Source organism: Morganella sp. B601 (assembly GCF_051172335.1).
Lineage (GTDB): Bacteria > Pseudomonadota > Gammaproteobacteria > Enterobacterales > Enterobacteriaceae > Morganella > Morganella morganii.
In genome coordinates, this window is sequence record NZ_JBPIZE010000005.1 from 241,262 (window position 1) to 259,727 (window position 18,466).

The 18,466-nt window shown below is 49.1% G+C and carries 12 protein-coding genes; 4 read left to right on the forward strand and 8 right to left on the reverse strand.

The features are described from left to right. Positions 1-43 precede the first annotated feature (43 nt). Both ACSBQN_RS14630 and ACSBQN_RS14635 read left to right on the forward strand, forming a co-directional pair. On the forward strand, positions 44-1,390 hold the full coding sequence (locus ACSBQN_RS14630; protein WP_024472761.1) for an MATE family efflux transporter: 1,347 nt from the start codon (positions 44-46) through the stop codon (positions 1,388-1,390). 422 nt (positions 1,391-1,812) lie between these two features. Beyond that, positions 1,813-3,120 carry a serine dehydratase subunit alpha family protein gene (locus ACSBQN_RS14635; RefSeq protein WP_024472763.1) on the forward strand — a complete coding sequence of 436 codons (1,308 nt, stop codon included), beginning with the start codon at positions 1,813-1,815 and terminating at the stop codon, positions 3,118-3,120. A 112-nt stretch (positions 3,121-3,232) separates the two neighbouring features. Here the strand turns inward: ACSBQN_RS14635 and yjiA are convergent, their stop codons facing one another. Together yjiA and ACSBQN_RS14645 are read right to left on the reverse strand one after the other, a co-directional pair. Then, positions 3,233-4,192: a GTPase gene (yjiA, locus tag ACSBQN_RS14640; RefSeq protein WP_024472764.1), complete on the reverse strand. Its 960-nt coding sequence runs from the start codon at positions 4,190-4,192 to the stop codon at positions 3,233-3,235. 139 nt (positions 4,193-4,331) lie between these two features. Further along, positions 4,332-6,482, reverse strand: coding sequence for a carbon starvation CstA family protein (locus ACSBQN_RS14645; RefSeq protein WP_004236032.1), 2,151 nt, complete (start codon positions 6,480-6,482; stop codon positions 4,332-4,334). Between the two features lie 343 nt (positions 6,483-6,825). Here ACSBQN_RS14645 and ACSBQN_RS14650 point away from each other — a divergent pair, with 343 nt between their 5' ends. Continuing rightward, entirely contained in the window at positions 6,826-7,341 is a 516-nt protein-coding gene (locus tag ACSBQN_RS14650) for a DUF3592 domain-containing protein (protein WP_024472765.1), read from the forward strand. Here the strand turns inward: ACSBQN_RS14650 and ACSBQN_RS14655 are convergent. The 4 genes from ACSBQN_RS14655 to ACSBQN_RS14670 form a co-directional block, all read right to left on the reverse strand. After that, positions 7,336-7,857 (reverse strand): hypothetical protein, encoded by a 522-nt coding sequence (locus ACSBQN_RS14655; RefSeq protein WP_225310070.1) that lies wholly within the window; start codon positions 7,855-7,857, stop codon positions 7,336-7,338. The two genes, ACSBQN_RS14650 and ACSBQN_RS14655, sit on opposite strands and share 6 nt — an antisense overlap. Positions 7,858-7,938: 81 nt before the next feature. Then, entirely contained in the window at positions 7,939-9,117 is a 1,179-nt protein-coding gene (gene purT / locus ACSBQN_RS14660) for a formate-dependent phosphoribosylglycinamide formyltransferase (RefSeq protein WP_024472767.1), read from the reverse strand. Positions 9,118-9,217: 100 nt separating this feature from the next. Further along, a complete protein-coding gene (gene rarD, locus ACSBQN_RS14665) occupies positions 9,218-10,126 on the reverse strand; it encodes an EamA family transporter RarD (RefSeq protein ID WP_024472768.1) in 909 nt (302 codons plus the stop codon). 764 nt (positions 10,127-10,890) lie between these two features. Beyond that, positions 10,891-11,889 carry a LacI family DNA-binding transcriptional regulator gene (locus ACSBQN_RS14670; protein ID WP_024472769.1) on the reverse strand — a complete coding sequence of 333 codons (999 nt, stop codon included), beginning with the start codon at positions 11,887-11,889 and terminating at the stop codon, positions 10,891-10,893. A 394-nt stretch (positions 11,890-12,283) separates the two neighbouring features. On the opposite strand from ACSBQN_RS14670, the gene ACSBQN_RS14675 reads away from it, so the two are divergent. Next, positions 12,284-12,913, forward strand: a complete 630-nt coding sequence (locus ACSBQN_RS14675) for a response regulator transcription factor (RefSeq protein ID WP_434991729.1) — start codon at positions 12,284-12,286, stop codon at positions 12,911-12,913. Positions 12,914-13,486: 573 nt separating this feature from the next. On the opposite strand, the gene ACSBQN_RS14680 is transcribed toward ACSBQN_RS14675, so the two are convergent. Both ACSBQN_RS14680 and ACSBQN_RS14685 read right to left on the reverse strand, forming a co-directional pair. Further along, entirely contained in the window at positions 13,487-17,536 is a 4,050-nt protein-coding gene (locus ACSBQN_RS14680; protein WP_024472772.1) for a hypothetical protein, read from the reverse strand. Beyond that, on the reverse strand, positions 17,533-17,994 hold the full coding sequence (locus tag ACSBQN_RS14685) for a hypothetical protein (protein WP_004236040.1): 462 nt from the start codon (positions 17,992-17,994) through the stop codon (positions 17,533-17,535). The genes ACSBQN_RS14680 and ACSBQN_RS14685 overlap by 4 nt, the downstream gene beginning before the upstream one ends. Between the last annotated feature and the right edge of the window lie 472 nt (positions 17,995-18,466).

Consider the following 18,466-nt stretch of genomic DNA (forward strand, 5'->3'; position numbering starts at 1 on the left):
ATCCGTCCCGGAACAAAAATCACACTCTTTACAGAAGGTCGTCATGCATCAGTCTGATGTGACAGAGCGCGGGCTCTTTTCCTTAAGCTGGCCGATTTTTATCGACCTGTTATTACACTTTTCCACCTTCCTGATTAATACCTGGATGGTCAGCCATGTGTCGTCAAAATATCTGGCGGCAATGGCGGTCGGCAATCAGGCGTTTGACCTGTTTATCACTATTTTCAACTTTATCAGTGTCGGGTGCAGTGTGGTGATCGCCCAGTATATCGGAGCGGGCAGACGGGATAAGGCCAGTCAGGCTATTCATATTTCCATCGCGTTTAACCTGCTGCTGGGATTATTGTCCGCCGGGTTTACCATTATTTTCGGCTATAAAATTCTGGAACTGATGAATACGCCGGAACATCTGATGGAAGATGCCTTTAATTATCTGCATATTCTGGGGATCTGTTTAATTCCGGAAGCAGTGACCATCATCCTGGCGGCCTGTCTGCGGGTTTACGGCAGAGCCAAACCGGCGATGTATGTCACACTGGTCGCCAACGTGGTGACTGTCGTCGGTAACTGCATTGTGCTGTACGGCCTGTTCGGTCTGCCGCAGTACGGACTGGTCGGTGTCGCCTGGTCCACGGTGGCAGGGCGTCTGATTGCCGTGGCGCTGCTGTGCGGCCTGCTCTTTTACGGTCTGCGGATTAAATTTGTGCCGCGCATGCTGTTTCACTGGTCCAAAAATATGCTGAAGCAGATCCTGCATGTCGGTCTGCCGTCTGCCGGGGAAAACCTGGTCTGGATGCTGCATTATATGGTCGCTATCGCCTTTATCGGACTGATGGGCGAGACCGCACTGGCGGCGCAGACCATCTACTTCCAGTTATCACTGTTTATTATGTTGTTCGGAATAACCATCAGTATCGGGAATGAAATCCTGGTCGGGCATCTGGTCGGGGCAAAACGTTTTGAGGATGCCTATCAGCGCGGCATGAAAAGCCTGAAAACCGGCTTTTTCAGCACCATCCCGATTGTCTTTCTGTTCTGGCTGTTCCGCGACCACCTCGCTTACGGGCTGAGTGACGATCAGGCGGTGATAAAACTGCTGCTGCCGCTGTTCCTGCTGTCAGTCTTCCTCGAACCGGGCCGGACCCTGAATATTGTGATGGTGAACGCCCTGCGTGCCGCCGGCGACGCCCGTTTCCCGCTCTGTACCGCCCTGTTCTTTATGTGGTGTGTGGCGCTGCCGGTCGGCTATGTGCTGGGGATCAAACTTGAGATGGGGATACTGGGGATCTGGATTGGTTTTCTGTGTGATGAGTGGCTGCGCGGGCTCGTCAACACCTGGCGCTGGCGTTCGAAAAAATGGCAGTCAAAACGGCTGGATATTGAGGGCTGATCCTCCGGCAGAATTCCTGCTGCGGCCGCGCAGCGGGAATTACCTGATAAACCAGCTGATAACACCACAACCAGGCAAATAAGAGAAAAAATACAGAGTTATGCTCTGATAAACAGCCATTAACGCAGTTTTTCGTGACTGCTGTCACGGGGTCTCATCACACTTTTTTATTTATGCATAACATAATGCATACAAATCATATTCAATACTTTATTTAAATCAAATAGTTAGATAAGTATTTTTGTCTCTTTCCACCGCCGGACAATTTCTTGCTTTTTTCCCCCCTATCCGCCCTATTTTTTATTTCCGGGAGAAAGTTTTTCTCCGGATTCTGCAAATACCCCTGAATTGTGAAAGGATTTTTCTGCTTCCCTTTCGGTACACTGAGCCGCATAACGGATTCGCGTATTTAAGGCTGAAAAATGGCAACACATCACACCCCTGCTCAATGGAACAATTTTGTCGCGGCACTGCGTCAGTCAGTCAAACCGGCGACAGGCTGCACCGAGCCGATTTCTCTGGCACTGGCCGCCGCGAAAGCCGCTGCCTGCCTCAGCGGTGCACCGACTAAAATCCGCTGCTATGTTTCCCCGAACCTGATGAAAAACGGCCTTGGCGTGACTGTTCCGGGAACAGGTATGACCGGCCTGCCGGTCGCTGCGGCACTCGGCGCTATCGGCGGACAGCCGGATGCCGGCCTGAATGTCCTGTGCGGGGTGACTGCGGACGATATCGCCGCCGGGAAAGCATTTCTTGCCTCCGGTGCGGTGTCTGTGGAAATCAAAGAGCCGTGCAGCCAGGTACTTTACTCTGAAGCCACCGTATACAGCGGTGACGAGCAGGCCACCGTCACTATCTGCGGCGATCATACCCATGTGACGGAAATCAGCCACAACGGCACGATTATTTATCAGGATGATGCGGTAACACATCAGAGCGGCAGCGATAACCCGTTCGCGGATGCCTGCGCCCGTGATATTTATGATTTTGCCACTCAGGCACCGGTTTCGATGATCAATTTTATGCGTCAGGCCGCTGATCTGAATGATGCCCTGGCCCGCGAAGGTATGTCCAACCCGTACGGATTACAAATCGGCCGTTCGCTGGAAAAACAGCGTGAGCGCGGATTGCTGTCAAAAGACCTGCTGTCCGACATTATGATCCGCACCTCATCAGCCTCGGATGCCCGTATGGGCGGCGCACAGCTGCCTGCCATGAGCAACTCCGGCTCCGGTAACCAGGGGATCGCCGCTACCCAGCCGGTGGTGGTGGTCGCGGAATATTTACAGGCGGATGAAGAACAGCTTATCCGTGCCCTGACATTGTCCCACCTGATGGCGATTTATATTCACAGCCAGTTCCCGCCGCTTTCCGCCCTGTGTGCGGCCACGACCGCCTCAATGGGGGCGGCAGCCGGTATCGCATGGTTATTTGAAGGGAAATATGAGCCGGTGGCGATGGCTATCAGCAGCATGATCGGGGATATCACCGGTATTATCTGTGACGGTGCCTCCAACAGCTGCGCGATGAAAGTCTCCAGCGGTGTCAGTGCAGCCTATAAAGCGGTGCTGATGGCGATGAATCAGCAGTGTGTCGGCGGTAACGACGGCATCGTCTGTACCGATGTGGATAAATCCATTGCTAACCTCTGTGCGCTTGCCAGCCTGTCCATGCAGCACACCGACGTGCAGATTATTGAAATCATGGCAAACAAGGCAAAATCAGCCTGATTTTTCCGGGTTTGGCTTTTTAAGGAAGCCCCCTTTCCTTTACCGGCCGCACCGGCCGGTTTTTTCATGCTTTATTTTTACAACGACCTGAGCGGGTGAATACCCGCTGTTATCATGCCGTCAGCGTGGCAAACGCATTACGGATTTCCTGCTCCGGCAGTTGCATGCCGATAAAAATCAGCACACTCTGTTTTACATCATCCTCACGCCATTCGCGGTCAAAATCCGCACTGTAAAGACGCTGAACGCCCTGGAATAACAGGCGGCGCGGCTCATCTTTAATCCAGAGTAACCCTTTGTAACGCAGCATATTATCGGCATAGCTGAGCAGAAGGGTTTCCATCGCGCGGGAAATAGCACTGATTTCCACCGGTTTATCCATGGTGATCACCAGAGACTGAATGTCATTCTGCTGTTTCGGTGCAAAGCGGAACAGCGGCTTGCTGACCTCCACATTATCATCCAGCATAAAACCGCCGACATTAAACAGCAGATTCATATCGATATCGCCGTTAATCACCTTATACACCGGCGCTTTGGCATTAATCCGCTGTAACCGGGCGAGCAGCGCCTCATTATCCGGCTCAACGTCCGTTTTGGTCAGCAGAATGCGATCCGCGTAACCAATCTGCGCCTGGGCGATAGTGAACTGATCCAGCTGCTGCTGTGCATGTACTGCATCCACCAGCGTGATAATGCCGTCCAGCACATAGCGCTCACACAATTTTTCATTGGAGAAGAAGGTCTGTGTAATCGGGCCGGGATCAGCCATACCGGTGCATTCAATCACCAGGCGGTCAAAATCGATTTTGCCGCTGTCCAGGTTTTCACACAGGTCGAGCAGCGCATCTTCCAGCTCACTTGAGCGGCTGCAGCAGATACACCCGTTGCTCAGGGTTTTTATCTGCGTGGCGCGGTCACCGATAATTTCATCATCGATCGGCACCTCGCCGAATTCATTTTCAATCACAGCAATTTTCTGCCCGTGCTCCTCGTGGAGAATATGGCGCAGCAGTGTGGTTTTACCGGCACCCAGGAAACCGGTCAGGATAGTCACGGAGATAGGTTGCATAATCGGGTCCTTCTTACAGACAGACAGCGGAACAAAGGCTGTCAGAGTAACAAATAACACGGATAATAAAAAATATCCCCCGTACAATGTGACTGACATCATACGGGGGATGAGACTTCAGCGTTACTGCATGCTGTTATCAGTGTGAGGAGGAGACTTTAATTCCCTCTTCCGGAACCGGGATATACGGTGTTTCGTTGTCAGTACGTTCCGGGTTTTTGCTCGCTTTCATCGCAGTACGGATGCCGTAGAAGATGATGCTGTACACAACAACCAGGAAGATAATACTCAGACCGGCGTTGGTGTAGTTGTTCACCACGATGTGCTGCATATTGGCGACCTGCTCAGGCGTTAACGCGACACCTTCAGCAATACGGCGTTTGTACTCATTCGCCAGCCAGAAGAAGCCTTCCAGTTGCGGGTTGTCACTGAACAGTTTCAGACCCAGCGCCCATGTGGTACAAATCAGCAGCCATACCGCAGGAATAGTGGTTACCCAGATATATTTGCTGCGCTTCATCTTAATCAGAACGACGGTGGACAGAACCAGGGCAACAGCCGCCAGCATCTGGTTGGAGATACCGAACAGCGGCCACAGGCTCTTAACGCCGCCCAGCGGATCGACCACGCCCTGATACAGCAGATAACCCCACAGACCCACGCAACCGGCAGTACCGATCACACCGGCAATAAAGGAGTCAGTTTTCTTCAGGAACGGAACGAAGTTACCCAGCAGATCCTGGAGCATAAAGCGGCCGGAACGGGTACCCGCATCCAGTGCAGTCAGAATAAACAGTGCTTCAAACAGGATCCCGAAGTGATACCAGAAGCCCATATCCGCCGCAGGAATGATTTTGTGGAACACATGCGCGATACCTACCGCCAGTGTCGGTGCACCACCCGCACGGTTCAGAACAGACGGCTCACCGATATCTTTGGCGGTCTGTAAAATCTCTTCCGGCGAAATCACAAAGCCCCAGGAACTGACCGTCGCGGCCGCCTGAGCGGTCACATCTTTCAGCTGTGCCATGATCATCGGTGCATCTGCGGTACCGAGGTTATGCAGATCCGGCATGGTGATACCCAGCGCCGCAGGCGGGGTGTTCATCGCAAAATAGAGACCCGGTTCGATAATGGAGGCTGCAACCAGCGCCATAATCGCCACAAAGGATTCCATCAGCATAGCGCCGTAACCGATATAACGGGCATCGGTTTCACAGGCCAGCAGTTTCGGTGTGGTACCGGAAGCAATCAGGGCGTGGAAGCCGGAAACCGCACCACAGGCAATAGTAATAAACAGGAACGGGAACAGAGCACCTTTCCAGACCGGACCGGTTCCGTCAACGAACTGTGTCATGGCCGGCATTTTCAGATCCGGGTTGAGGATAACGATACCCACAGCCAGACCGACGATAACACCGATTTTCAGGAAGGTTGCCAGATAGTCACGCGGAGCCAGAATCAGCCACACCGGCAGCAGAGCGGAAACAAACGCATAGCCGATCAGTGCATAAGTGATAGTGGTATCTTTAAAGGTCAGCGCAGGGCCCCAGTACGGGTCATGTGCAATCACACCACCGAACCAGATAGCCGCTACCAGCAGCACAATACCGATGACAGACACTTCACCGACACGTCCCGGCCGGAGATAGCGCATGTAGATCCCCATAAACAGGGCAATCGGCACAGTGGATACGACGGTGAACACCCCCCACGGACTTTCTGCCAGCGCTTTCACCACAATCAGTGCCAGCACGGCGAGGATGATGATCATAATCAGGAAGCAGCCGAAGAGCGCGATAGTGCCCGGCACGGTTCCCATCTCTTCTTTAACAATCTCACCCAGAGAGGCACCGTTACGGCGCGAGGAGATAAACAGCACCATAAAGTCCTGTACCGCCCCCGCCAGCACCACACCGGCCAGCAACCAGAGTGTGCCCGGCAGATACCCCATCTGCGCGGCAAGTACCGGCCCGACTAACGGACCCGCACCGGCGATCGCGGCAAAGTGGTGACCGAACAGAACGTTACGGTTAGTCGGAACATAGTTCAGACCATCATTATTAATCACCGCCGGTGTTGACCGGGTCGGATCCAGTTTCATAACCTTTGTTGCGATATACAGGCTGTAGTAGCGGTACGCCACCAGATAGACTGATACCGATGCAACAATGATCCATAATGCACTGACATGCTCGCCGCGGCGTAATGCGACAACGCCGAGACAGAAAGCACCTATAATCCCCAGGATAAACCAGGGAATGTGCTTAAATAAGCGATTAGAGTTCATAACGCACCTTAAATGTGACTGTGATAATCAAAAGGATCCGTATCCGTACGGAAAAAGTGTTTCAGCCGAATAAAATAGAAACTTCCTGCAAGTGTGTTTTATGATAGAAAAATCAAGGCGGGAAACGGGGATTATCCCGTAAGCGGTTGTATAGCAGATTAAGCGGTCACTTTTTACAGCCGGGCGGTTTTATCCGCCTCCCGGGACGGTAAAATTTGTGATCGGGTTAACGTTATGTTTTTTAAATTTTTTCGTGCTTTTTGTTAATTTTTTATGAAAGCGTGCTTTTATCCGCTTTTCTCCGTGATTTATGACCTGAAACCGACAGAAGACAGTAACCGATATGACTAAAAAACCCGGCACACCTCCCGGCAATTTCCGTGCTTATACTGATAAGCAGACACAACGCAACATGCTGTTTCAGCGGGTTCTCCGCCTGCTGACCTTCAGTGTGGTTTTCCTCGCCGGGTTTATGATTTATCAGACCTGGCAGACACAACAGAATGATGTCTATGCTGACGGGCAGATAACCGGTTATCTGCGGACAGAAATGCGTGATACCCGCTCAGGGCAGCAACTGGTCGGCTGGCCGGTGGTGAAATTCGTGACAGCGGATAATAAAATCGTGACCTTTACCTCAACAGATCAGTTACTGTGTCAGTCACAGTGTGAAAACGGTCCGGTGGGTGTTTATTATCAGAAGGATAATCCGGGCAAAGCACAGATAGCGGACTTCGGTGCCCGCTATGGTGAAATGATTGTCTGGGGAGTGGTCGCCTTTATTCTGCTGGTGACCTATATTCTGCACAGCTGGCGCCTGCGGATTCTGGCCCGCCGCCGTTATGGCGCGGCATCATAAGCGGCTGTCCGGCGGTGGTGTCCGGCCGAATCCGGTGATAAGGCCGTAAGGTGAAATACGGAACCAGTGACCGCCGATCCACCAGGAGTGTTCGCCGTCGGTTTCCTCTTCACACCCCACGCCGACTTCGGCGGTACCGTTAGCGAAACCGTACGTGCAGTCATAAATAGCGGGGATCACCACCCGCCCGGTGACACTGTCCGCATAACCGATTTTATTGCCGGAGCGGATACGGTAACGCCCGTCTTCCGGTTCATCCGGCGCACTGTCGAAATAGTACGGCTGATACGGCTCCTGCAGATTACGGTCGACGAAATGGCTGCCGAAAGTGTCTTTATCCCGGTACAGACAGAGCTCAAAGGGATTATCCGGCCTGAAGCAGTTATCCGCCACTGACGGTTCATCCGCGCGGGCCCGTATCCATTCACGGGCTTTTTCTGCCTGCACATCCGTACCGGCAAATGCGGTCAGCGGCAGCAACATCACAAATACGATTCCCGGTATTCTGCATCTCATCGGTTATTCCTCTGCCTGACCACGGTCTGTGATACCTTCCTCTTTATATATACGGGAAGGCTATCACTGATATTACCCCGGTCAGCCGGTGACGACTACTGATGCCGCAGCCTGTTTTGCCGCGTCCACCGCTTCCTGAACAGAAGGTGCCAGCGCCAGGGCAACGCCCATGCGCCGGGAGCCGTCAATCTCCGGTTTGGCAAACAGACGCAGTTGCACAGTCCCGGTCAGAGCGTGCTCCAGCCCGCTGTAACGGACATCACCGCTGCGCAGTGACGGCAGGATCACGGCTGAGGCAGCCGGACGGTACTGCACTATCTCTCCGGCCGGTAATCCGAGAAACGCCCGCACGTGCAGGGCAAATTCAGAGATATTCTGTGAAATCAGGGTGACCAGCCCGGTATCGTGAGGACGCGGAGAAACTTCATTAAAAATAATATCCTCACCACGGACAAACAGCTCAACACCGAACAGGCCATGGCCGCCCAGCCCGTTAACGATAGTCTCCGCCACCTGTTGTGCCCGTGCCAGAACAGCATCCGGCATGGCCTGCGGCTGCCAGGATTCACGGTAATCCCCGCGCTCCTGACGGTGTCCGACCGGCGCACAGAAATGCACACCATCTGCCGCACGGACAGTCAGCAGCGTGATTTCATAATCAAAATCAATCATCCGCTCAACAATCACCCGCCCTTTTCCGGCACGTCCTGCTTCCTGAGAGGCCAGCCATGCATCGTGCAATGTGTTCTCATCGCGGATAATGCTCTGCCCTTTACCCGATGAACTCATCACCGGCTTGATAATGCAGGGAAATCCAATCTCACCGGCGGCACGGATAAAAGACGCCTCGTCATCCGCAAAGCGGTATTCTGATGTCATCAGCCCCAGCTCTTCCGCAGCCAGGCGGCGGATCCCTTCGCGGTTCATGGTCAGTTTTACCGCATTGGCACAGGGCACGACATGAAAGCCCTCCTGCTCCAGCCGGTATAATGTGTCTGTCGCAATCGCTTCAATTTCCGGCACAATATGGTCAGGCTGCTCTTTCCGGATCACGGCTTCCAGCTCCGCACCGTCCAGCATATTGATCACATAACGGCGGTGCGCAATATGCATAGCCGGTGCATTGTCATAACGATCAACGGCAATCACTTCAATGCCGAGCCGCTGGCACTCAATCGCCACTTCTTTGCCTAATTCACCTGCGCCCAGCAGCATCACCTTTGTGGCACCCGGGCGTAATGCCGTACCTAATGTTGTCATCACTGTCACCTGTTCAGAAATACCGGAAAATTGCGCGCCATTATATACGCAATCGTTTGCTTTAGTCACGAAATAAGCAAATCACCGGCTGTCACAGCGCTCAGCGGGGTTTTATGCCCAGACCGGCTTTTGCTGTATTTTTCCGGTAATGGCGGATAAGAGACAGGATACAGAACAGCAATCCCAGCCAGATCAATGAGAAACTGACGCCTTTGACAGCATCAAAATGCTCATTAAAGAGGAATACCGCCAGCAGGAACTGAATGGTCGGCTCGAGATACTGTGCCAGCCCGATAGTGGTCAGTGTGGTGGAACGCACCGCAGCCGTGAAGAACAGCAGCGGCAGCAGCGTGACAGGCGCGGTCAGTATAAAACAGATTCGGGTAAAGGTATCTGCAGTGCTGAATGTGCCCGCTCCGCTGTTTTCAAGCCAGAAATACAACACAATAGCCACCGGCAGCAGCCAGAGACTCTCAATCAGCAGTGAGGTCGTCAGGTCATAACGGATAAATTTGCGGATAAAGCCGTACAGTGCAAACGCAGAGCCCATCATCAGCGCCAGTTTCGGCAGGCTGCCGTACTGATAAAGCTGATAACCCACCCCGGCACAGACAAAAATCAGCGCGGTTTTCTCTGCCGGTTTCAGGCGTTCATGCAGGAAGATGACACCCAGTAAAATAGAAAACAAGGGGGTGATGAAATATCCCATGCTGGCTTCCAGCACCAAATCATGGGTCATTGAATAGGTAAAGGTGCACCAGGATATTGCCATCACACTGGTACTGAGCAGACAAAGCAGCAGCGAGCGTTTATCAGCCCATACCGCTTTTACCCGGGTACGGTTTTTTAAAAAGAAACGGACAAATAATAACAGCGGAATTGACCAGAGGACGCGCTGGGATAATAACTCCAGCGGCTGCACCCCCGGCAGCAGGCGGTAAAAAAGCGGTGTGATCCCCCAGAGAAAATAAGAAAAAATTGCCAGCATCGCGCCGGATCGCAAAAACATGGTTCAGCCAATCCTGTTTATCATTATGTTATGACTATCATACCCCCCTGCATTAAAAATCCCATGCGCCTGCTCAATTTATTTCCCGTCACCGGTCTCTCCCGTATACATCATGTTATGTTCACTGAAACCACGCTATTTACTATGCAGATATAACTATAAAATATCAGTTTCGCTTGATCTTTGCATTGATAACGTTAACATAACAAGTATCATTAACACATCATTTTTGGGTATAATTCCTAATATCTGATGTTAACGTTAACTTTGAGTAGTTATAGCTAGATAGATCCCCTGATTTTTTATACTCTGTAAATCACAGTCACTCTCAATACATTGATAATAAAAGATAAATAATCATTTAATGTTCATTACCGCGATAAACAGAGTAACACGTTGGACATTTCCCTCCGGAGATTGAAAAATCTTTCGTGCGGTAGCTTTGTCTCTGAAAAATATCGTCACCTTTTTTTTAATTAACTATTTTAACGTTAATATTGAAAGATAAGTAATAATAAATACCACTACGAACCCAAAATCAAAGAAATAACATTAAAATACAACATTGAAAGTTTTGTGTTTAGCTAAAGCGAAATTAACGCTTAATGTTGTACTCAAAACAACAGATAAGTCCGTAATTACAAAAATAACGCTGCGCTGATTTTTTATCCGGCTGCCTGCCTTTGGTTAATTAAAAAAATTAACCAAACGTGAACGGATAAAAATCAGAAAAAAAGAGAAAGGATTGTGTGACTGCCGGGGGATCAGAGTGACTTTCTGCTGAGCATCCGGCAAGGGATATAAGTCCGCCCTGACGAAACCCGTACTTCAATAAGATGCAGTGCCGCTGTTTCACCCAGCAGGCGATACGGAGAGCGGATAGTGGTCAGCGGGGGATAAAAAAGTTCTCCGGTACCGGTCATATTTTCACAGCCGAGAATACCGGCCTGCTCCGGAACAGAAATACCGCGGGTTAATAAAACCTGATACACAACAAAGGCTATCTGATCATTACCGCAGATAATACAGTCAAATAACGGTGAATTACCGTCAATGTATTGATCTATCAGTGTCACAACGTCCCGGTAATAAATATCAGATAATGTGATGTTGTGCTGATTCAGCTGACCGGCTGACAATCCCGCATTCAGCCACGCATTCTGAACCGCATCACGGCGCAGACCGGATGAAAGGCACTCCGCCGGCGGCCAGATACAAAGCGGACGACGATACCCCCGCTGAATAAGATATTCTGTTGCATCATACTGAGCGTGGTAATCATCCGGAATATAAGACGGTAACGCTGTATTTCCGGGATCATAGCAGTTCGTTAATACCAGGTTTCTGTCGCGGAGTAACTCAGGAATGTTTATCTCACGCAATTCTGCACCGGTAATAATAATACCGTCAGGGCGGCGGGATAAAATCTGGCGGACAGCCGGAACCGGGTCATCTCCGGATGAAATATTAACAACAAAGTGGTCCCAGCCATATTTTCCTGCACACTGCTCAATAGCCAGCAGTATTTCAACAGAAAACGGGGCTGAGGCGGTATCAATTGCTAATACCCCCATGCACGACAGATTTGTATTTTTACCTCTGATTTTCCGGGCTGATAAATCCGGTACATAATTCAGAACATCAATAGCATGCTGAACCTGTCTCAACGTCTCAGGCTTCAGCAATTCCGGATTATTTATTGCCCTTGACACAGTCATCAGTGAGACTGATGCCAGCCGGGCAACATCTTTCAGTGATGCCATATTATTATCAGTAGAAAATAAGTGTTGGTTCTGTCGCGTGAAAAAGAAAAAATGTGAGCTGACATTTATAACATACTGTGTCTGTAACCCCAAGAGCAAATGTAAATGTTTATTTCATAAAAAACCCCTTACTCCATAAATTAAACGAACTTTAAACAATAGCAACATATTGTTTTATAAAAATAAAAATAAAAAACATCCACATTATTTTGCTTTTATTAAAAAACACACACCGATTCCGAAATGAAATTTACTTATCCATTTAAACATTTCCTCGACGTTATCTTATCTACAATACATAAAATTTGCGTAGATAAACCTAAGTAATTATGCCCTTATTTTTATCCGTTAATATCGGTTTGTTTTGTGTCCTATTTTAATTGAGGAGTAACTTATGGATGCCGTTATTCATTTAATTAACTATGCTGATTTACCAGGCAACAATATCAATTTCATGCTTGATAATATGAATTGTGAAGTGAAATCTTATTCATCTGAGCAGGATTTTCTGAAATATTATGTTAATACGCCAAAAGAGCATGCCCGTGAATGTATTATTCTGAAAGTGGGAGAATCATCTGCTGAAGCATTCTATCTTATCGATGAACTCAAACGCCTGAAAAGCATTATTCCTGTGATTGTTATCACTGCTTATCCGTCTTTTGAGACCTGCCGTCGTGCATTTAAAGCAGGTACTCTGGAATTTCTCAAGAAACCGATTAATTCCGAATTGTTAGTTAATGCGATTCATGACGCATTTAGTCAATATGAAAAAATCCTCAGCAAACATCATAAATATCAAATATTTAATGATAAGCTCAGTAAATTATCTGCCCGTGAAAAAGAAGTCATGGATATGATTCTGGAAGGAAATACCAGTAAAGAAGCTGCACAAAAATTATCATTGTCGCAGCGCACTGTTGAAGTACACCGTTCTAATATGTATACCAAGCTGCGTATTAAATCATTACCACAGCTGGTGCAGGAATATGATTTTTATAAAAACTATTCAGATTCAATCTGAGTATTTCCGGCTTTATAATACACTTTATATTCCTGTCTTGTAGTTAATAAATATACCGATGATTTTACCTGCTTTTACTTTCTTATTTAACTACTTCTGATGCTTCACTGTTAATACAGATTGTCTTTCTTATCATATTCCGGATTGCGCCAGTGTTACTGCTGGTGACAAATTGTAATACAATGATAATACACCAGAGTCTTACTCAGATATTAACGACACATACCGGCAGTCATATGTTCCGGAAAATCTGACATAATGAGACCTGACACTCCGCAATACAGATATAAAACTTCATTAATAGTATTTGATACCTATTACTCATTTTAATATCTTGTTACGAATGAGAAAATACACTTTACTCCTTTGTCGGGTGAGCCGGAGTTGTTTGCGCCCTGAAAATCCCCCTCTCTTTATACCACTCTTTCCCTGCGTGTTTTCATGCTGATACTGACAATCAGCAATAATGACATGCCCCGCTGTTATCCCCTGAAGTTCGCTGTATTCCTGTAATAATACGCCATAAAAAAGCATCCGTTACAGGATGCTTTCAGTATCAACATAATCACCGGATTATTCTATTTTCAGCACGTTCAGTTTGATCATAGACATTGAGTTCGGTGGTATCTGCCCTTCGATACCGGCAACACCATAACCGCCTTCCGGTTTGATATACACATCAACCGCACCGCCTGCGCCGGCAAGTGAAACGAATTTAGCCAGGTCACCCGGTAATTCATTGAACGGAATAACCGCCGGTGCATTTACCGGATATGACACGGTTACTTTACCGTCAGTTAGTTTCTCATGCATCGCAAATGTGACTGTTTTTCCTTTCAGCGCTTTATATTTCTGTCCCTGTTTGGTGATACGGTAATAAACGTCCGGCGTCATTTTGGAATAATTCTGGCGCTCCAGGCGGGCGATCAGCTCCTGGTTTTTCCGTTTATTCAGCTCACCAACCTGCTGGAAAGTATAAGCCGTCACGGCTTTATTTTTTTCTTCTGCTTTCGCAATTTGCGTATTCAGCGTGGTATTTTCAGTCCGCTGTGCACTGACAACCGCCTTTTGCTTATCCATTTCTTTCTGCAATGCGGTATATTTTGCCGTGAGATCAGCATTTTCTTTCAGCTTAGCCGCCGCTTTGGCAAGTTCTGCATCTTTATCTGCCAGCTGCTTTTTCTGGTTATCAAGCTGAGTATTCAGCTTAATTAATTCCGCATCAGATTTTGCCAGTGCTTCAATCTGCTGTGTTTTCTCTTTTAAGGCTTTATCCAGCTGAGCAGCCCGCTGCTGTTCTGCCGCTAATTTTTTATTCAGCTCAGCATTATCCGCCTGAACAGTACTGCTCTCTTTATCTGCACCGGATACTTTTGCCGACAGCAATTGCTTATCCGCCGTCAGCTGCGCAATTTTTTGTTCCAATGTGGCTTTATCCACGGTCAGCGCAGCCACCTCTTTTTTCAGATTATCGCTCTGGCGGGTATTATCCGCCTCACGGCTCTGTAACTGAGCAGTCAGCTTAAGTTTATCAGCCTCACGCTGCTGTAATTCTTTTTCCAGTGTCTGCAACTGAGCCGCCATTTTTGCGTTATCGCTATTTTTGGCGTTCAGCTCTGTAATCTGTTTTTCCAGCGCGGTTTTATCGGCGGCCAGAGTACTGAGTTCTTTTTTAAGCTTGTCACTCTGTGCTGCCGCGTCTTTATTCTGACCGGCCAGCTGTTCGGCAAGCTTCTGTTTTTCTGTTTCGGCGTTTTTCAGCTTCTGCTCAGTATCGGTCAGGCTGCGGGTGACTTTCGCCAGATCGGCATTTTTGTCATTCAGCAGCGCCGCATTTTTCTCTGACTGTGCTTTATCTGCCGTCAGCTGTGTAATCTGTTTTTCCAGCGCAGTTTTATCCGCAGCCAGAGTGCTGAGTTCTTTTTTCAGCTTGTCACTCTGTGCTGCCGCGTCTTTATTCTGACCGGCCAGCTGTTCGGCAAGCTTCTGTTTTTCTGTTTCGGCGTTTTTCAGCTTCTGCTCAGTATCGCTCAGGTCGCGGGTGACTTTCGCCAGATCGGCGTTTTTGTCATTCAGCAGCGCCGCATTTTTCTCTGACTGCGCTTTCTCTGCCGTCAGCTGTGTAATCTGTTTTTCCAGCGCGGTTTTATCCGCTGCCAGGGCGGCGAGCTCTTTTTTCAGCTGTGCACTCTGTTTGTCACTGTCAGCATTACCGGCCGCAATCTGTGCCGCCAGTGCCTGCTTTTCTGTATCACTCTGTTTCAGTTGCTGTTCCAGCGTATTCAGTTGCTGAACCATTTTTGTCATATCTGCATTTTTACTGTTCAGTTGTGCGATACTTTTTTCAGCCTGTGCCTGCTCTTCGGTCAGCCGGGTGATTTGCCCGGTCAGCGCCGCTTTATCAGCGGCCAGTGCGGTCAGTTCTTTTTGCAGCTGCACATTCTGCTGCTGGTTATCGGTGGTTTTCTGCAGTAATTCAAGCGCGATACGCTGTTTTTCCGCTGTGCTTGCTTTCAGCTGTTTTTCCAGCTCTGCAACCTGCGCGGTGGTTTTCTGCATTTCTGCTGTTTTCGCATTCAGCAGTTCGGTATTTTTGGCTGAGGTGCTGCTTTTGTCTGCGGTCAGTGCAGTAATCTGTTTTTCCAGTGCTGCTTTTTCTGCCGTCAGCCCGTCGAGAGATTTTTTCAGCTCTGCGCTCTGTTTCGCACTTTTACTGCCCTGTTCCGCCAGTTGTGCGGCCAGTGCCAGTTTTTCGGTATCACTTTGTTTCAGCTTACTTTCTGTTGCCGTCAGCTGTTGCGTAAGTTTTGCGAGGTCGGCATTTTTACTGCCGAGCAGCGCGAGGTTCTCGTCAGCCCGGCTCTTCTCTGAATTCAGCTGTGCAACCTGTTTTTCAAGCGCCGATTTATCCGCTGTCAGCGCGGTGATCCTTTTTTCCAGATCGGCTGACTGTTTACCGTTTTCGGTTTCCTGAGATTGCAATTTTGCTGTCAGGCGCTGTTTTTCCGCATCCTGAGCCTGCAATTGCTTTTCCAGCTCCGTCAGCTTCTGCGTGACTTTTGCCATATCGGCATTTTTATCCTGCAACAGCGCGAGATTTTTCTCTGCCTGAGCATTATCGGATTTCAGCCCGGCTACCTGTTTTTCCAGTGCCGCTTTTTCTGCCGCCAGCGCTGTCAGATCTTTTTTCAGCGCGTCACTCTGTTTGCTGTATTCACCGGTCAGTGCGAGGATTTTGTCATTCAGCTGCTGTTTTTCCGCATCCCGCTGAGCCAGCTGTTTTTCCAGCTCCGTCAGCTTCTGCGTGACTTTTGCCATACCGGCATTTTTATCCTGCAACAGGGCGAGATTTTTTTCCGCCTGAGCATTATCGGACTTCAGTCCGGTAATTTGCTTTTCCAGTGCCGCTTTTTCTGCCGCCAGCACTGTCAGATCTTTTTTCAGTGCGTCACTCTGCTTGCTGTTTTCACCGGTCAGCGCGAGGATTTTGTCATTCAGCTGCTGTTTTTCCGCATCCCGCTGAGCCAGCTGTTTTTCCAGCTCCGTCAGCTTCTGCGTGATTTTTGCCATATCGGCATTTTTGCTTTCCAGCAGCGCGAGATTTTTATCTGCCAGCACTTTTTCTTTATTCAGTGCCGCAATCTGTTTTTCCAGGGAGGCTTTTTCGGCTGTCAGAGCCGTGACCTGACCTTCCGCCTGACCAAAACGCGCCAGGTTTTCACTTATCTGCTGATTGAGTGAATCAATCGTTTTGCGGTTCTGTTCCAGCTCGGCGGTCAGTTTGGCGCTGTTGCCTTTTGCCGCGGCCTGTAACTCATTATTTGCCAGAGCCAGATTGCTGAGTTCTGTCTCTTTTTTAGCAATATCCGCGAGCGCCTGTTCATAATTATGCTGAACATTCCGGTACTTTTCGTTCAGTGACGCGAGTTCACGCTTCACATCCTGTAATTTCAGGCGGGTGAGGCGCAGCTGTTTCTGCGGATCAGACGGCGTAAACCAGGTTTCCGGTTTCAGCACACGGGCAACCGTCAGCGGCAGATCAGAGAAATACGTCATTGAACGGAAAGGTTCACCCGGGATGGCAAACAAGGCTTCCGGTGTGAGAGTCAGTGAGGAGGTCATACGGGAAGGGACAGGTGAGAACACAAATCCCCGGTGATTCCCGCCCCATTTCTGGCTGTCACGGACCAGATAAGCCGGAGACCACTGCGGGTATCCGACCGGAACAGGATTGGTCACAACAACCGGTTCCCTGACCACAATATTTTCGCATTGTGCCGGTACGGAGATCCCCGGGGTTGTTGTGTCAGTTTTCTGTACGGCAGCAGTTTGTGTCCGGCTTTCCTGCGCGGACGAAACAGTGCGCTTTCCTGTGCGGGCAGCTTTACGTGTGCCCTGACGCTGTGACTGAGTGGCCTGACCCGCCGTATTTACCGGCGGTGTAACCCGTTTTGCGGGAGACCGGTCAGGTTGCTGTACTGATACCGGAAAATTGCCTGATGCTTTTTCAGTCTGAATATAACGATCAAAATCTTCAATAACCTGATTAAATTCAGATGCAGTTGCCGGTTGCACTGCCGCAAACAATGCGACAGTAATACACAACCTGATGTTCAGTCTCATAACCCGTTAACCTTCTCCAGGGTATTCTCAATAGACAGAACAGAATAATAACGAACCTGTGCACACATCACTTTGGTTTTCGCTTCAATCGACATCTTCAGTAATTTAAGCGTATCCGGGCTGGCGGTTCTTTCGAGCTGACGATACAGTCTGTTGATCTGGCTGATTTCGCTGAAACCGGCGACCATCTGACTGTAATCTTTCGGAGAGATAGTTTTGAGCGAGTCGAGTTCTTTAACACACATACTCAGCTCAGGCGAAATCTGTCCGGAGGGTTGCTGCAATTCAGGTCTTGGCAAAGGTGCAGTCGTTCTCACCGGCTCCTGCTCCGCCGGCTGAACCGGTTGTGCCGCAGGCTTCGGCGCAGAGGGTGTCGTTAATGAACAGCCGGACAGGGTTACAACGCCTCCCAACAGGAGTATCCCCGCCATTTTGTTCAGTGCTGTCTTGGATAACATAGTTTCACCTTAGAGAAATAATTTGGCCACTGCTGCGTTGTGCAAAAATAGGCACCAATTGTATAGCCAGAGCCGTGGAAAATAAACTCTGACGTGTCACAACTCAGGCTTATGTAACATACACTACGTCGCGGGCGAGTCTGAACTATTCGTTTTTTGTTATCCGAACACCTTACTGCAGCCGCACAATCTGAATTCTCACGCTTGTCAGCGTCAACGATTTGGCTTCGTTATTATTCTGCTCTGCCGGTCTGTTTCTTACAGGCCGAGAACATAAATTAGTCAGTTTACCTTACAAAACGGTACCGGGATATTTGCCGGACAGTTTGTAACAAGTCTTAAAAATAAGTATCACCCGGTATCTGTCCATCATAAAAAGAATATAAGCACAGCTGTACCTGAGGCGGCATTATATCTTATTCACGAATAAAATCGATTAACCGCCGCAGACAACCATTCTGTAAATATGAAA

Bases quoted from the DNA above. Each gene is read 5' to 3' on its own strand.
- ACSBQN_RS14630 (WP_024472761.1), top strand. From the start codon at position 44: ATGCATCAGTCTGATGTGACAGAGCGCGGGCTCTTTTCCTTAAGCTGG.
- ACSBQN_RS14635 (WP_024472763.1), top strand. From the start codon at position 1,813: ATGGCAACACATCACACCCCTGCTCAATGGAACAATTTTGTCGCGGCA.
- yjiA (WP_024472764.1), bottom strand. From the start codon at position 4,192: ATGCAACCTATCTCCGTGACTATCCTGACCGGTTTCCTGGGTGCCGGT.
- ACSBQN_RS14645 (WP_004236032.1), bottom strand. From the start codon at position 6,482: ATGAACTCTAATCGCTTATTTAAGCACATTCCCTGGTTTATCCTGGGG.
- ACSBQN_RS14650 (WP_024472765.1), top strand. From the start codon at position 6,826: ATGACTAAAAAACCCGGCACACCTCCCGGCAATTTCCGTGCTTATACT.
- ACSBQN_RS14655 (WP_225310070.1), bottom strand. From the start codon at position 7,857: ATGAGATGCAGAATACCGGGAATCGTATTTGTGATGTTGCTGCCGCTG.
- purT (WP_024472767.1), bottom strand. From the start codon at position 9,117: ATGACAACATTAGGTACGGCATTACGCCCGGGTGCCACAAAGGTGATG.
- rarD (WP_024472768.1), bottom strand. From the start codon at position 10,126: ATGTTTTTGCGATCCGGCGCGATGCTGGCAATTTTTTCTTATTTTCTC.
- ACSBQN_RS14670 (WP_024472769.1), bottom strand. From the start codon at position 11,889: ATGGCATCACTGAAAGATGTTGCCCGGCTGGCATCAGTCTCACTGATG.
- ACSBQN_RS14675 (WP_434991729.1), top strand. From the start codon at position 12,284: ATGGATGCCGTTATTCATTTAATTAACTATGCTGATTTACCAGGCAAC.
- ACSBQN_RS14680 (WP_024472772.1), bottom strand. From the start codon at position 17,536: ATGAGACTGAACATCAGGTTGTGTATTACTGTCGCATTGTTTGCGGCA.
- ACSBQN_RS14685 (WP_004236040.1), bottom strand. From the start codon at position 17,994: ATGTTATCCAAGACAGCACTGAACAAAATGGCGGGGATACTCCTGTTG.